Origin of the sequence: Pseudomonas sp. PAMC 26793 (assembly GCF_000313235.1) — a bacterium.
In the GTDB taxonomy this organism is placed as follows: Bacteria; Pseudomonadota; Gammaproteobacteria; order Pseudomonadales; family Pseudomonadaceae; genus Aquipseudomonas; species Aquipseudomonas yamanorum.
This window is the reverse complement of sequence record NZ_AMXG01000026.1, coordinates 69,159-85,512: the sequence shown is the minus strand read 5'-3', so window position 1 is coordinate 85,512 and position 16,354 is coordinate 69,159. Positions and strand designations below refer to the sequence as shown.

Annotated in this window: 5 protein-coding genes; all 5 read left to right on the top strand. The window is 62.1% G+C overall.

Going from position 1 to position 16,354, the window contains the following annotated elements; genetic code table 11:
• Positions 1–17: 17 nt before the first annotated feature.
• Positions 18–1,331 (top strand): aminotransferase class V-fold PLP-dependent enzyme, encoded by a 1,314-nt coding sequence (locus D109_RS0110675; RefSeq protein ID WP_017476878.1) that lies wholly within the window; start codon positions 18–20, stop codon positions 1,329–1,331.
• Positions 1,332–1,442: 111 nt separating this feature from the next.
• Positions 1,443–2,303: a formylglycine-generating enzyme family protein gene (locus tag D109_RS0110670; protein WP_017476877.1), complete on the top strand. Its 861-nt coding sequence runs from the start codon at positions 1,443–1,445 to the stop codon at positions 2,301–2,303.
• A 151-nt stretch (positions 2,304–2,454) separates the two neighbouring features.
• Entirely contained in the window at positions 2,455–4,110 is a 1,656-nt protein-coding gene (locus D109_RS0110665; protein WP_017476876.1) for a cyclic peptide export ABC transporter, read from the top strand.
• 45 nt (positions 4,111–4,155) lie between these two features.
• Positions 4,156–7,545, top strand: coding sequence for a non-ribosomal peptide synthetase (locus tag D109_RS0110660; RefSeq protein WP_017476875.1), 3,390 nt, complete (start codon positions 4,156–4,158; stop codon positions 7,543–7,545).
• A gap of 11 nt (positions 7,546–7,556) precedes the next feature.
• Positions 7,557–16,250, top strand: coding sequence for a non-ribosomal peptide synthetase (locus D109_RS0110655; RefSeq protein WP_017476874.1), 8,694 nt, complete (start codon positions 7,557–7,559; stop codon positions 16,248–16,250).
• Positions 16,251–16,354: the final 104 nt, after the last annotated feature.

Below are 16,354 nucleotides of genomic sequence, written 5' to 3'. Positions count from 1 at the left end.
AACCAGGAAAACCCGCCGTGGACGATCGAAGAAGTTTCCTCAAGAAAGCCGGCCTGCTGGCCGCCGGACTGCAATTGCAGGGCTGCGTCTCGGCAACTGCCAGAACGGACGGGGCCGCCGCCATAACCGGTAGCACTCGCCCGGCAACCCCGGGCGACTGGCAGCAGGTGCGGGGTGAGTTCAACATCGATACCGATTGGACTCACCTCGCCGGTTTCCTGATCACTTCGCACCCTCGTATGGTGCGCGATGATATCGCCGCCCACCGGGACCGCATCGACCGCAACCCCGCCGAAGAGATGGACTACCTCAACATCTGGCGCCACGAAGATGACTCCCGGGCCTGGGCGGCGCGCTATCTGGGAGTCCAGACACCTCAGATCGCGTTGACCGGCAGCACCACCGAGGGCATCGGCCTGATCTACAACGGCCTGGTGATCCACCCTGGCCAGGAGGTGCTGACCAGCGAGCACGAACACTACGCCACCAAGGGCGCCCTGAGTTTTCGCGCCGAACGGGACGGCACTCGAATCAAGACCATCCGCTTGTTCAAGGACCCGCACACCGTCACTGCCGACGAAGTGCTGGACACGCTCTCGCGCAATATCAGCGCCAAGACCCGAGTGCTGGCCATGACCTGGGTGCACTCGGGCAGCGGGATAAAAATGCCCATTGCCGAGATCGGCAAACTGGTGGATGAGCGCAACCGCTCGCGTGGCGAAAAAGACCGGATTATCTTCTGCGTCGACGGTGTCCATGGCTTTGGCGTGGAGAACATCAACTTTGCCGACCTTAATTGCGACTACTTCATGGCCGGCACCCACAAGTGGATATTCGGCCCTCGCGGCACCGGTATCATCTGCTCGCGCAACCCGCAGGTGCAGGACCTGATCCCGACCTTTGAAAGCTTCTCGGCCAGCGAAGACTTCGGCACCACCATGACACCCGGCGGATACCATGCCTTCGAGCATCAGTGGGCGTTGCGCAAGGCGTTCGAATTCCACCTGCAATTGGGCAAGGATCGGGTCGCCACGCGCATTCATCAGCTCAACAGCGAGTTCAAGGAGCATCTGCAGCACGTTCGCGGGGTGCAACTGGTGACACCGGCAAGCACCGAGCTGTCAGCCGGATTCACCTTTTTCAGGGTCAAGGACGTGGCACCGGAAACCGTCGCGCACTACCTCAAGGCCAACAAAGTGATCGCCGACGCCACGGATCGCGATGTCGGCCCATTGGTGCGCACAGCGCCAGGCCTGCTCAATGACAGCGCACAGTTGCAACGTGTCGCACGACTGCTGGCCGAGGCGCCGTTCAATCGAAGGACGGCATAGGTCCAGAGCCCGGCCTACGGCGCAGCAGCTCGCGCATCAACCCGCCTGCTGCGCTAAATTTTACCTTGGCACTCTCGTTTCAATAGCACTTGTCGCTATCGGAAAGAGCCCATGCCCACACTTCGCGTCTACTTGCCCGCCGCCATTTTGAGCTGCCTGTTGCCACTGGCTGCGCAGGCTGCCAGCCCACCGGCACCCGGGAGTACTTTCAAGGACTGCAAAGACTGCCCGGAAATGGTCGTGCTGCCAGCCGGCAGCTTCACCATGGGCACTCCGGAAGGCGAGGTCGGCCGGGAGCCGGACGAAGGCCCACTGCACACGGTAACCTTCGCCAGGCCCTTGGCCATGGGCAGGTTCCAGATTCTGGCCAGCGAGTGGGAAACCTATGTGCGCCAGTCCGGCAACCGCACTCCCGATGGCGACGCCAACGACGGCTCCGATTGCAAGGCCGGCAAGCCCGGCTACCCACAAGGCGCGCGGCAACCTGCAGTGTGCATGGGCTGGGATGACGTGCAGCAGTATGTTGCCTGGCTGTCGAAAAAGACCGGCAAGCACTACCGCCTGCAATCGGAAGCAGAGCGCGAGTACGGCGCCCGCGCCGGCAGTACCGGCCCGTTCCCGTTTCCCTTCGACGCCGAAGGCCACTACAGCATTGCCAAGCACGCCAACACCTACGGCCCGGCCGATGGCTTCACCTACACCTCGCCCGCCGGCAGTTTCCCGGCCAATGCCTTCGGCCTGTACGACATGCACGGCAACGTCTGGGAATGGACCCAGGACTGCTTCAACGACAGCTACAACGGAGCGCCCGCCGACGGCAGCGCATGGATGACCGGTGACTGCGAAGTCCACCAGATTCGCGGCAACGACTGGAGCAGTGCTCCAGTGTTCTCACGCTCCGGCAACCGCAACCACACCATCCCCAACGACCGCCAGAACTGGCTGGGCTTCCGGGTCGTCCGGGAGCTGTAACCACTCCAGGTCGTCGACGTACAGGCGGCGACCTTCCCTCCCCCCAGCTCATCGATCGCCCGCCGCTAAATTCGGGCCCTTTCCCTTCGTTCCATAAAGGTTCGCCCCCCACGGGCCACTGCAAAACCCCCGACGCCGAGGAATGTTTCACATGACTGCCAAACCCCGCAGCGCCATCCGCGAAGTGCTCAGCCTGCTCAGGCCCTACTGGGTCACACTGAGCATCTCCATTGCCCTGGGCATCCTGGGTGGCTTGTGCGTTACCGCGCTGTTGGCCACGATCAATACCACCTTGCATACCGAAGGCGGGTTGAACTCCAGCATGGTCCTGGCCTTCGCCGGTTTCTGCGTACTGGGTCTGGTCAGCTCGATCATCTCCGACATTGGCACCAACTACGTTGGCCAACACGTGATCGCCCGGCTGCGCAAAGACCTGGGGGCCAAAGTCTTGTGCGCCCCGGTCGAGCAGATCGAGCGTTACCGTGCACATCGGCTGATCCCGGTACTGACCCACGACGTCAATACCATCAGCGACTTTGCCTTCGACTTCGCCCCGCTGGCGATTTCGTTCACGGTGACCCTCGGCTGCCTGGGCTACCTGGCCATGCTGTCCTGGGAGATGTTCCTGCTGACCACTGTGGCAATTATCCTCGGCAGCGCCGTGCAGTACCTCGCCCGGCAACTCGGTATCAAGGGCTTTTTTGCCGCCCGGGAATCTGAAGACGAACTGCAAAAGCATTACAACGCCCTGAGTGCAGGTGCCAAGGAACTGCGCATCCATCGCCCCCGTCGCTCGCGCATGTTCAGCCACCGCATCGAAGGCACCGCCAACAAAATCCGTGACACGCACATCCGCTCGATCAATATCTTCGTGATCGCCAAGACCCTTGGTTCGATGCTGTTTTTTGTGGTCATCGGACTGGCACTGGCCCTGCAATCCTTCTGGCCCAGCGTCGACCAGAAGGTCATGAGCGGCTTTGTGCTGGTGCTGCTCTACATGAAGGGGCCGCTGGAACACCTGATCGGCACACTGCCCATCATCAGTCGGGCACAGATCGCGTTCCGGCGGATTGCCGAGCTCTCGGAACAGTTTTCATCGCCGGAACCACACCTGCTGATCAATGACCAGCCGCAGGCCAGGCAGAGCGTCCAGAGCCTGGAACTGCGCAACGTCAGTTACGCATTCCCGGCGGTGGAAGGCTTCGAACCGTTCAAGCTGGGCCCGCTGAACCTGAGCATCGAGCAAGGGGAAATCCTGTTCATCGTCGGCGAGAACGGATGCGGCAAGACCACCATGATCAAGTTGCTGCTGGGCCTGTACACCCCGCAGGAAGGCCAGATCGTGCTCAACGGCAAGGCCGTGGATGCACACAGCCGCGACGACTATCGCCAACTGTTCACGACGATCTTCTCCGACTACTACCTGTTTGACGAACTGGTTCAGGGCCAGCACGGGCAACAACTGCCCGCCGATATCGATCAGTACCTGGAGCGCCTGGAAATCGCTCATAAGGTCAGCGTCCGCGACGGCGCGTTCACCACCACAGACCTGTCCACTGGCCAGCGCAAGCGTCTGGCCTTGCTCAACGCCTGGCTCGAAGAGCGCCCGGTGCTGGTGTTCGATGAATGGGCTGCAGACCAGGATCCGACCTTCCGACGGATTTTCTATACCGAGCTTTTGCCGGACCTCAAGCGCCTGGGCAAAACCATCATCGTCATCAGCCATGACGACCGTTACTTCGATGTCGCCGACCAACTGGTGCGCCTGGAACTGGGCAAGGTGATTCAGGCCAGCAGCCTGGCCTGACCCAAACGCCAACACTCGACCCTGACTCAACGCCCGAGACACGCAATGACTGCCATTCACGATATTCAAGACGACGAACTGCTGGCCCTGCTGCTGGGCGATGAGTCCACCGACACCGCACGCATCCGCCCTCGCAATACAACAGAGCCGGCACCACTGTCCTACGCGCAACAACGTTTGTGGATCGAACAACAATACGATCCCCAGAGTAGCGCCTATAACCTGCCACGGGCATTCCTGCTCAAGGGCCAACTGCATGTCCAGACCCTGGAAAGCGCCCTGTCGCAAGTGATGGAGCGCCACGCAGTGTTGCGTAGTCGTTTCATCGAAATCAATGGCCAAGCGTTCCAGCAAGTGGATCCCGAGGCACAGCTATGCCTCGACCATCAGGACCTGCGAGCCTGCTCGGCGGCCGAACGCCAGGCCTTGCTGGAGCAGCAGATTCAGGCCGAGACCACGCTGCCCTTCGATCTCAGCCAGGCACCCTTGCTCCGGGCGCGCCTGCTGCAACTGGGGGATCAGGAACATGCGCTGCTGATTACCCTGCACCATATCGTTTCCGATGCGTGGTCCAACGCGATCCTGGTGCAGGACCTGAGCGAGGCTTACCGTATCGGCACCGGCACCAGCGATCTGACAGCCTTACCCCCACTGGCGGTGCAATACGCTGATTACGCCCAATGGCAGCGCGACGGCCAAACCGGCGGGTTGGACCTGGAAAGCGGCATCGCCTACTGGAAAACCTACCTGGGGGATGACTTCCCCGTCCTGGAATTACCCACCGACCAACCCCGCCTGAAGACCACGGGGCAACCTGCCGCCTACGCCCATATCGACCTGCACCAAACGCTTAAACAAGGGATCGACGCACTGTGTTCCCGGGAAGGCATTACGCCGTTCGTACTATTATTAGCCGCCTGGCAGATCTTGCTCAGCCGTTACAGTGGCCAGACAGATTTCTGTGTCGGTGTACCCAACGCCACCCGCCATCTGGAAGAAACCCAGGGGCTTGTTGGCTGTTTCGTCAGCACCCAGGTTTACCGGGTGCGCCTGGAGTCGCGCATGAGCGCACAGGAGTTGCTGCGCCGCTTGCGCAAGGAATCCCAGGCGGCCTTGCAGCATGCCGATATTCCGTTTGAAGTGCTGCTGGACCATCTGTCCTTCGAACGCAGCGCCGAGCATGCGCCGATTTTCCAGACACTGTTCAACTGGCGGGTCGAGGACTACACCGCCGAGGCGTTACAACTGGGTGACCTGGCGTTGGAGTTTATCGACAGCGACCTGCCACTGGCCAAGTTTGACTTGTCGATCGACGCCGGCAGCCGCCGCGACGGTTATTACGCCAGCCTCGAGTACAACGCCGAGCTATTCGACGCTGCCACTATCGAGCGCATGGCGCTGCATTGGCAAAACCTGATCCTGGCCATCTGTCAGCAGCCAGAACAGGCCATTGGCGATCTCGCCCTGCTGGATAGCGCTCAGCGCAAGCAGATGCTGGTGGACTGGAACCCGCCCCACCTGACTCTCGACGCCCCCTCTGTGCAGGTGCGCATAGAAGCGCAAGCCGCCCTGACACCGGATGCCGTGGCATTGCTGCTCGGTAGCAAGCGCCTGAGCTTTGCCCAACTGAACCAACAGGCCAATCGCCTGGCCCATCGGTTGATCGCCGAAGGCGTGGGCCCGGACGTGCGAGTCGGCGTGGCCTTCGAGCGCTCAATGGAAATGGTCATTGGCCTGCTGGGGATTCTCAAGGCGGGCGGTGCCTATGTCCCCCTGGACCCGGAGTATCCTGCAGACCGACTGAGCTACATGATGCAGGACAGCGGTATCAGCCTGCTGTTGACCCAGCCGGCCCTGCACGAACGTTTGAGTATCCCGGCCCCCATCAACGTGCTGGACCTAAGGCTGGATGACCCTGCCCTCGCCGCCTTCAGCAATGACAATCCACCCGCCCGCGTGGCGCCGCTGAACCTGGCGTACGTCATCTATACATCGGGTTCCACCGGCCAGCCCAAGGGCGTGGACATCAGCCACGAGGCGCTGGCCGGCCACACGGACGTCGCCATCGGCTACTTCCAGTTGACCTCGCAAGACCGTGTGCTGCTTTTCTCATCGTTGAACTTCGACGGGTTCATTGAACAACTGTTTCCCGCGCTGTGTGTCGGTGCCGGGGTGATCATTCGCGGCAACGAGGTCTGGGACAGCGAAAGTTTCTACCGCGAAGTGATCGACAACGGCATGACTGTGGCCGATCTGAGTACCGCCTACTGGTTCCTGATCGCCCAGGAATTTGCCCGCAAGGGCCCCCGTGACTATGGGCGCCTGCGCCAGGTCAGCGCCACCGGCGAGGCCATGCCCCCAGAAGGCGTGAAACTGTGGGCCCAGGCCGGGCTGCAGCAGGTGCGCCTGCTCAACACCTACGGGCCGACCGAAACCACCGTCACCGCAAGCTTCCTGGACTGTGCCGAGTACGTCGCAGGGACGCGGGCGTTGCCGGCGCTGATGCCTATTGGCAAACCGCTGGGCGGGCGCTGCATGTACGTGCTGGACGGCAACCTTGAGCCCGTGCCGGCCGGAGTCGTCGGTGAGTTGTACATCGGTGGTCCGTTGCTGGCTCGTGCCTACCACGATCGCCCGGCACTGACCGCCGAACGGTTTGTGGTGGATGCCTTGGGCGATCAACCGGGGGCTCGCCTGTATCGCACCGGGGACCTGGTGCACTACCGTGCAGACGGCGTTATCGAGTACATCGGCCGCGCCGACCATCAGGTCAAGATTCGCGGTTTCCGTATCGAACTGGGTGAGATCGAAGCGCGTTTGCTGCAGTGCGCCGAGGTGCGCGAAGTGCTGGTGGTGACACTCAACGGTGCCCATGGCAAGCAGTTGGCGGCGTACCTGGTACCCACCGATCCAACGCTCGCCGGCGCCGATCTCGACACCCAGAAAGCACGCCTGGGCGAGGTTCGCGCCCAACTCAAGGCCAGCCTGCCGGACTACATGCAACCGACCTTCTGGGTACTGCTACCCCGGTTGCCCCTGACCCCCAACGGCAAACTCGACCGCAAGGCCCTGCCTGCGCCAGACCCCGCCCAGGCACACAGCGACTACGTGGCCCCGGCGACGCCACTGCAAAGCCAACTTGCGGGCATCTGGCAGGAAGTGCTGAAAGTCGAGCGCGTCGGCCTGCATGACAACTTCTTCGAGCTGGGCGGTCACTCGCTGCTGGCTACTCAGGTGGTGGTGCGGGTGCGCGAGCAGTTGGGGGTCGAGTTACCCGTTCGCGAGCTGTTCAGCGCGGACCACTTGCTGGACCTCGCCGAAAAGGTACTAGCCCTGAAGTCGGCCGCCAACCCACTGCAGGACGAACTCGCCCGGACCCTGGCGCTGCTCAAGAGCCTGTCCAGCGACGATATTGAAGACCTGATTGCTCAATAAGGAATTTTCGCGTGCAAGAGTTACTAGCGTCCGTCGGTTCGCTTTCGTCCAAAGAACGCAAAGCGCTGGCGACATTGCTCAAGCGCCAGGGCATCAACCTGTACAACGTCGCGCCGATCTTCAAGCGCAATGGCGAAGAACCGGCGGTGTTGTCCTATGCGCAACAGCGCCTGTGGTTTTTCTGGCAACTGGATCCTCACAACACCGCCTTCAATATTCCGGCGGCCTTGCAACTGGAGGGCGTGCTGGACGTTGAGGCACTGCGATGCAGTTTCGAGGCATTGATTGCCCGTCACGAAAGCCTGCGTACCACCTTCCGACAGGATCAGGCCCAAGCCGTGCAAGTGATCCATCCTGCCGCAAGGTTCACCTTGAGCGTGCAAAACGCCACCGCGTTACCCGCTGCCGGGCACGCGGAGCATATCCAGGCTTTTGTCGAGCGCCTGGCGAGCCAACCCTTCGACCTGGAACAAGGGCCCCTGTTGCGGGTCAGCCTGCTGAAGCTTGCCGACGACGACCACGTGCTGGTGGTCGCCATGCACCACATCGTCTCGGACGGTTGGTCGGTGCCAATCATGATCGAAGAACTGATCGCCCTCTATCAGGCCCATGTGAATGGAACCGAGGCCAACCTGCCGGCTCTCTCGGTTCAATACGCCGATTACGCCGCATGGCAGCGCCAATGGATGGAGGCCGGCGAACAAGAACGTCAACTCGGCTACTGGAAAGACCAACTGGGCACCGAGCAACCGGTACTGCAATTACCCGCAGACCGCCCGCGCTCGGCGGTGCAAAGCCAGGCAGGTGCCGACTGCGAAATCCTCGTCGAACCTGCATTGGCCAGGCAGCTCAAACAACTGGCAGCGCAACACAATTGCACGCTGTTCATGGTGCTGCTCGCCTCGTTTCAAGCGCTGCTGCACCGCTACAGTGGCCAGGCGCAGATTCGCGTCGGGGTACCGGTGGCCAACCGTACCCGCGCTGAAGCAGAACGCCTGATCGGCTTCTTCGTCAACACCCAAGTGCTTCAGGCAGAGATGAACAGCCAGACGCGCTTCAGTGATTTACTGGCGCACGTCAAGGACGCGGCCCTTGGCGCCCAGGCTCATCAGGACCTGCCATTCGAGCAACTGGTGGAAGCCCTGCAACCGGAACGCAGCCTGAGCCACAGCCCGCTGTTCCAGGTGATGCTCAACCACCAATACGAAGACGCCGGCGTTGCTCCGGCGATTGCGGGCCTGAAGGTCAAGAACCTGAGCTGGGAACGCCGCACTGCCCAATATGAATTGACCCTCAACACCATCGAAAACGAGCAGGGCCTGAGCGCCACCCTGAGTTACGCCACCGACCTGTTTGATCGGGCAACCGTCGAACGGATCACCGGCCACTGGCTGAACGTGCTGCAGGCTGTGTGCCGTGACCCCGCCCGCCCCATCGGTGAATTGCCGTTGCTCAGCGCCGCAGAGAAGCAGGTGCTGCTGCAGGACTTCAACCGCAGCCACTACCACGGCGGCCACCTTGAATGCGTTCATCAAACCTTCGAAGCCCAGGCCGCCCGTACCCCGGACGCCGTGGCACTGCTGTTTGGCGAGCACACCCTGAGTTTTGGCGAACTCAATCGCCGGGCCAATCGCCTGGCGCACAAACTGGTGGAGCTGGGGGTCAAGCCCGAGGTATTGGTGGGCATTGCCCTTGAGCGTTCGCTGGATATGGTCATCGGCTTGCTGGCGATTCTCAAGGCCGGTGGCGCCTACGTGCCGATGGATCCGGAATACCCTCGCGAACGCCTGGCCTTCATGATCGAAGACAGCGCGATAACCTTGCTGCTTACCCAAAGCCGGCTGCTTGAAGTGCTGCCGATTCCGCCAGGCGTCAACTGTGTGATGCTCGACCAGGACAGCGGCTGGCTACAAGCCTTGAGTGACCGCAACCTGCCATGCCGGGGCCGACCCGATAACCTGGCGTACATGATCTACACCTCCGGTTCAACCGGGCGTCCCAAAGCAGTGTGTGTCGCCCACGGCCCGCTGACCATGCACTGCCAGGCGATTGGTCAGTTGTATGAGATGACGGCCGAAGACTGCGAGCTGCACTTCATGTCGTTCGCCTTCGACGGTGCCCACGAGCGCTGGTTGACCACCCTGACCCACGGCGGCCGCCTGCTGATCCGCGACAACAGCCTGTGGTCGGTGGAGCAGACCTATGCCGCCCTGCACCAGCACCACGTCAGCGTCGTCGCGTTCCCGCCGGTTTACCTGCAACAGCTGGCGGAGTACGCCGAACAGTTCCCGGTACCGCCTCCGGTGCGCATCTATTGTTTTGGTGGCGACGCAGTGCCCAACGCCAGTTTCGAACTGGTCAAGCGCGTGTTGCAACCGCAGTTCATCATCAACGGCTATGGACCTACCGAAACCGTAGTCACGCCGTTGATCTGGAAGGCCAGCCGCGATGAAAGCTGCCAGGCCGCCTACGCGCCCATCGGCAAGATCGTCGGCGCACGCACAGCCTACGTGCTGGATGCCGATCTGAACCCGGTGCCCCTGGGCAGTGCCGGCGAGCTTTACCTGGGGGGCGAAGGCCTGGCCCGGGGTTACTACCAGCGCCCGGACACCACCGCCGAGCGTTTCGTCGCCGACCCGTTCAGCCGCGGCGGCCGCCTGTACCGCTCCGGCGACCTGGTACGCCTGCGTCCGGACGGTGTCACCGAGTACTTGGGCCGGGTTGACCACCAGGTGAAGATCCGCGGCTACCGTATCGAGCTCGGTGAGATCGAAGCACGCCTGCAAGACCACCCCGCCGTCGGCGAAGCCGTGGTAGTGGCGATGGACGGGCCCACCGGCAAGCAACTGGTAGGCTATATCCTGCCACTGGATGTGAAACTCAGCGTGGCGCCCACCAAGGATCAGGAGTTGCTGCGGGCCGATATCAAGGACCGTCTCAAGACCAGCTTGCCGGACTACATGCTGCCCAAGCACTTGGTGCTGCTGTCACGATTGCCGCTGACGCCCAACGGAAAGCTCGATCGCAAAGCCCTGCCTGCGCCAGACTTCAGTGTGACGCAACACGCCTATGTGGCACCGCAGACAGACACCCAGCAGCGCCTGGCGCAAATCTGGGAAGAGGTGCTCAAGGTCAAGCAAGTGGGTCTCACTGACAACTTCTTCGAGCTGGGCGGTGACTCGATCATCTCCATCCAGGTGGTCAGCCGTGCCCGCCAGGCCGGGATCCGCCTGACACCCAAGGATGTATTCCAACACCAGACCATTCACGGCCTGTCCAGCGTTGCACAGTCCGTTGATACCCGGACTCTGGAGCAAGGCCCAGTCACCGGGGCTTCGCCCCTGACTCCGATCCAACAGGTTTTCTTTGCCGAACCGGTGCCCGAGCGCCAGCACTGGAACCAGTCGATCCTGCTCAAGCCTGCATTGCCGGTGGACGTGACCGCGTTGACCACGGCCCTGGCCCATCTGGTGGACCATCACGATGCGCTGCGCCTGGGTTTCGAATGCAACGACGGCACATGGCAGGCCACTCACCGCCCCCACCGCGAAACACCCCTGCTCTGGCAGCGCGAAGCTGAGAATGCCGACGCCCTGCTCGCGCAATGCGATGAAGCCCAACGCAGCCTGGACCTGCAGCACGGTCCGCTGCTGCGGGCGCTTCTGGTGAACCTCGCTGACGGCAGCCAGCGCTTGTTATTGGTGGTCCATCATCTGGTGGTCGATGGCGTGTCCTGGCGGATCCTGCTGGAAGATCTGCAAACCCTTTACGCCGCCATGCAGCAAGGCCAGGCTCCGAACATGCCGGGCAAGACCAGCGCCTTCAAGGCCTGGGCAGAACACTTGCAAGGTTATGCCCGTGGCACCGCCCTGCATCAGCAGATGCAGTACTGGCAAACGTTGCTGCAGGACGCCTCGGACGAGTTGCCAGGCGCCCGGCGTGATGCCGACATGGCCGGCAGCAACGGGCATTTCGTCAGCACACGACTCGACCCGCAGCTGACCCGTCAATTGCTGCAAGAAGCGCCGGCCGCCTATCGAACCCAGGTCAACGACCTGCTGCTGACCGCACTTGCGCGAGTAATCTGTCACTGGACCGGACATCCTTCGGCGCTGATCCAGCTCGAAGGCCACGGCCGCGAGGACCTGTTCGAAGGCCTTGACCTGACCCGCACCGTCGGCTGGTTTACCAGCGTTTTCCCGGTCAAGCTCACGCCGGCTCAGCGTTTGTCCGACTCCATCAAAACCATCAAGGAACAACTGCGCCACCTGCCCGACAAAGGCCTGGGCTATGGCGCACTGCGTTACCTTGGCGACGACAGCACTCAGCAGAAGCTGCGTGCCCTGGCCAGCCCGCGAATCACCTTCAACTACCTCGGGCAGTTTGACCAGAGCTTTGACGAACACGCCCTGTTCAGCCCGGCTGCCGAAGACAGCGGCGACAACCAGGACCCCAGCGCCCCTCTGGATAACTGGTTGAGCATCAACGGCCAGGTGTACGGCGGTGAATTGCAACTGAACTGGACGTTCAGCCGGGAGATGTTCGAGGAAGCCCAGATCCAGCAACTGGCTGACCACTATCGTGAGGAATTGCACAGCCTGGTTCGCCATTGCCTGGAGCCGCAGAACGGCGCCGTCACACCTTCAGACTTCCCGTTGGCGTCCTTGTCCCAGGTCCAACTGGACGCCTTGGCCCTGGACGCCCGACAGCTCGACGACGTCTACCCTCTGTCCCCGATGCAGCAGGGCATGCTGTTCCATTCGGTGTACGAGGGCCAGGACGACACTTATGTCAATCAGTTGGCCGTGGACATCCAAGGATTGGACGCTGAAAGGTTCATTCACGCCTGGCAAACAGTGGTCGAGCGCCACGATATCCTGCGCAGCGGGTTTCTCTGGAAAGATGGCTTGGCGCAACCGTTGCAGGTGGTTCACAAACACGCGAGTCTGCCGGTGAGCCAACTGGACTGGCGTAACCGCGCTATATCCCAGAGCGCATTGCAAGCCCTGGCCCGTGCTGATCGCGAACAAGGCTTCGACCTGCAGCAGGCGCCGCTGCTGCGCCTGACCCTGGTGCACCTGGAAGACAACACCTGCCACTTGATCTACACCAGTCACCACATCCTGATGGATGGCTGGAGCAACTCGCAATTGATCGGCGAGGTTCTGCAAAGCTATGCCCGGCAACCGCTGGAGCCGCTGAACGGACGCTTCAAGGATTATATCGGCTGGCTGCAACGTCAGGATCACGCTGCCAGCCAGGCTTTCTGGACGCACCAGTTGCGTGACCTGAACGAACCGACCCGAGTGGCCGCTGCCTTTGGCCGCAAGCACCAGGATGTGACCCGGTCGCGGACTCACGCCGCGCACCTGCACCGCCTCGATGCCACCAGGACGCAGGCCCTGGAGCTGTTCGCCCGGGAACAGAAGGTGACACTCAACAGCATTATTCAAGCGGCATGGCTGGTTCTGCTGGCCCGCTACAGCGGCCAGGACACAGTAGCGTTTGGCGCAACGGTAGCGGGTCGCCCAACAGACCTGCCCGGTGTGGAAAACCTGCTGGGGCTTTTCATCAATACCTTGCCGATCGTCGCCAGCCCGCAACCGAACCAGAGCGTGGCTGCATGGCTGGCCGAGGTCCAGGCACACAACCTGAACCTGCGCGAGCACGAACATACGCCGCTGCACGAAATCCAGCGCTGGTCGCCGCTCGGCGCACAGGCCTTGTTCGACACTCTCCTGGTATTCGAAAACTTCCCCGTGGCCGAAGCCTTGCAGCAAGCCGCGCCAGAGGCGCTGGTGTTTGGCGAGGTCAGGGACTTCGAACAGACCAGTTATCCGTTGACCCTTGCAGTCTCCCTGGGTGAGCGGCTGTCGCTGAGTTTCGAATACAGCTGCGCCGATTTCGATCCGCAGACCATCACCCACATTGCCGAGCATCTGGACACGCTGTTACTGCGCATGCTCGCCGACCCGAACCAACCACTGGGGCAACTGCACGCCCTGCCCCATGAGCAGCATCAGACTCTGATCGGCCAGGCCCAGGGTGGCACCGTCGATTATTCGATGGCGACCTGCGCCCATCAATTGATTGAAGCCCAGGCCGAGAAAACTCCCGGGGCGATAGCCATCGTCCTTGACGACCAGCACCTCACCTACGGCGCCCTCAACGCTCGCGCCAACCAGCTTGCCGGCAAACTGCGTGCACTGGGGGCCGGCCCCGACCGGCTGGTGGGCCTCGCGGTTGAGCGATCGCTGGACATGGCCGTAGGCTTGCTGGCGATTCTCAAGTCCGGGGCCGGTTACGTACCGCTGGACCCGACTTACCCGCCAGACAGGCTGAGCTATATGCTCGCCGACAGCGGCCTGCAACTGCTGCTGATCGAAGACCCGTTGCTACAACGCATGAGCATTCCGGCGACGGTGCGTACGTCAAACCTGACCGATGATCTGGACACCTACAGTGCCGAGAATCTGGTGCACAGCGTCGCGCCGCAGAACCTTGCCTACCTCATCTACACCTCTGGCTCCACCGGCCAGCCCAAAGGGGTCGCGATTAGCCACGGAGCACTGGCCGAATTCTGTGCCATTGCCGGCGACTACTCACAACTGAGCGCCGAGGACCGCGTGCTGCAGTTCGCGACCTTCAGTTTTGACGGGTTCATCGAGCAGTTTTATCCACCGCTGTGCCGAGGCGCCCGCGTTGTCCTGCGAGGCAACAGCGTATGGGACACAGCCACCTTCTACGAACAGATCCTGCGGCATGGCATCAGCGTCGCCGACCTGCCTTCAGCCTACTGGCACCTGTTCGCGCTGGACTGTGCGGCAGCCGGACCACGCAACTATGGCCAACTGCGACAAATTCACGTCGGTGGCGAAGCCATGTCGGTGGAAGGTTTACGACACTGGCAAGCTGCCGGCCTTGGCGCTGTACGGCTGCTCAACACCTATGGCCCCACCGAAGCAACGGTGGTGTCGAGCACGCTGGAGTGTTCCAACCTGGACCTGGACAGCCTGTCCGAGCATGGCATTCCCATCGGTCGCGCCCTACCCGGCCGCAGGATGTACGGGATGGACAAGGACTTATGCGCCGCCGCCATCGGCACGGTCGGCGAACTGTACATTGGCGGCGCCACCGGGCAGGCGCGAGCTTACCATCAGCGTGCGGCCCTGACCGCCGAGCGCTTCGTGCCTGACCCGTTCAGCAGTGCGGGCGAACGCCTCTACCGTACCGGCGACCTGGTGCGCCATCGCGCCGACGGTAACATCGAGTATGTGGGACGCAGTGATCATCAGGTCAAGATTCGAGGATTCCGTGTCGAACCGGGCGAAATCGAGACGTGCCTGCAACGCTGCGAGGGGGTTCGCGAAGCGGTGGTCATCGCCGTCGATGCTGCGACCGGTAAACAACTGGTGGGCTACGTGGTGCCAACCGAGTCCGCAAGCGCTGCCGGCGATGGCGCCTTGCACGAGGTCCTGCGTGCGCACCTCAAGGCACACTTGCCGGCGTACATGACGCCGGGCCAGTTGGTGATCCTCGCCAGGCTGCCCCTGACCCCCAACGGAAAACTTGATCGCAAAGCCTTGCCGCCCGCACAAACCGCTGTCTCGTCTGCGCCACTGGCAACCCCACAGACCGCCTTGCAACAGCAAATGGCGTTGATCTGGCAGACCGTGCTCAAGATCGACCAGGTTGGCTTGCACGACAACTTCTTCGAACTGGGCGGCCACTCGCTGCTGGTACTGCAAGCGGTAAGCCTGATCAACCAGACCTGCGGCAGCCGTCTGAGCCTGCACGATTTCATGAGCCACCCTACCCTTGACGCGCTGTGCCAGAACCTGCAAAAACCGTCCAGGCAACTGGCGGTGCGCCTCAATCAGCATCAGGGCCCACAGCCACCGCTGTTCTGTTTCCATCCGATCTTCGGCATGGTTCATAGCTACCAGCCACTGGCGGCGGCACTGGGTGAACAGACGGCGGTATACGGCATTCTCTGCGAGGCCTTTGTCGATGGCGCCTGGAGCAACACCACCTGGGCACACCTGATCGAGTTGTATGTACGCAACGTTCGCGAAGTGCAACCCCATGGACCCTATGCCCTCGCCGGTTGGTCGCTGGGGGGCAATCTTGCCATGGAGGTCGCCCATCGCCTGGAAGCCGAAGGTGAGAAGGTCGACTTCCTGGGCTTGATTGATGCGCCACCGCCGGCGACCGTGCGTCCGTTCTGGCAGGCGGTTGAAGCGCTGGAAACACCGCCCCTGGAGCGCAACGCCCTGGAGCTGTTCAAACGTTTGTCGCCGCAGCACGCGGACTCGGCTGAGCGCTGGCATCAACAGTTGCCGGCCGGAGAACGTGAAGCGTTGTTCATGGAATGGGCCAAGCGGCAATTACAGGACGATCCCGAACAGTTAGCGAGCCTGCTGTTGGGCGAGCGCGAACTGAGGCTGGGGGAGCACGTCGGCGTGAAACTGGGAGAACTCGCGCAGGACTTCGAGTACCGCCCGCTGAAGGCTGCACTGCATTGCTGGTGGGCTGGCCGGGATAAATCGCCACAGCTGGTCGGCCTCCTGGAGGCACAGCTCAAGGAGTCCTTCGGCGAACAATGCCTGGCGCTGTCGATGACCCTGGACAGCGATCACGAAGGCATTGTCGGTGCACCGTCGCTGCTCCAGTCCCTGAGCCAGTCGCTGCTCGACACGCGCTGACCTACAGCACACGGGCGGCATTGATTAAGCTGCCGCCCGTGTGTTCCCCCACTCTGACAGAGACTTTCCAGCCCACAAAAAAAGCCCCCGCACGGGTCGGTGCG

Coding starts and splice junctions, on each gene's coding strand:
- D109_RS0110670 (WP_017476877.1), top strand. CDS start 1,443: ATGCCCACACTTCGCGTCTACTTGCCCGCCGCCATTTTGAGCTGCCTG.
- D109_RS0110660 (WP_017476875.1), top strand. CDS start 4,156: ATGACTGCCATTCACGATATTCAAGACGACGAACTGCTGGCCCTGCTG.
- D109_RS0110665 (WP_017476876.1), top strand. CDS start 2,455: ATGACTGCCAAACCCCGCAGCGCCATCCGCGAAGTGCTCAGCCTGCTC.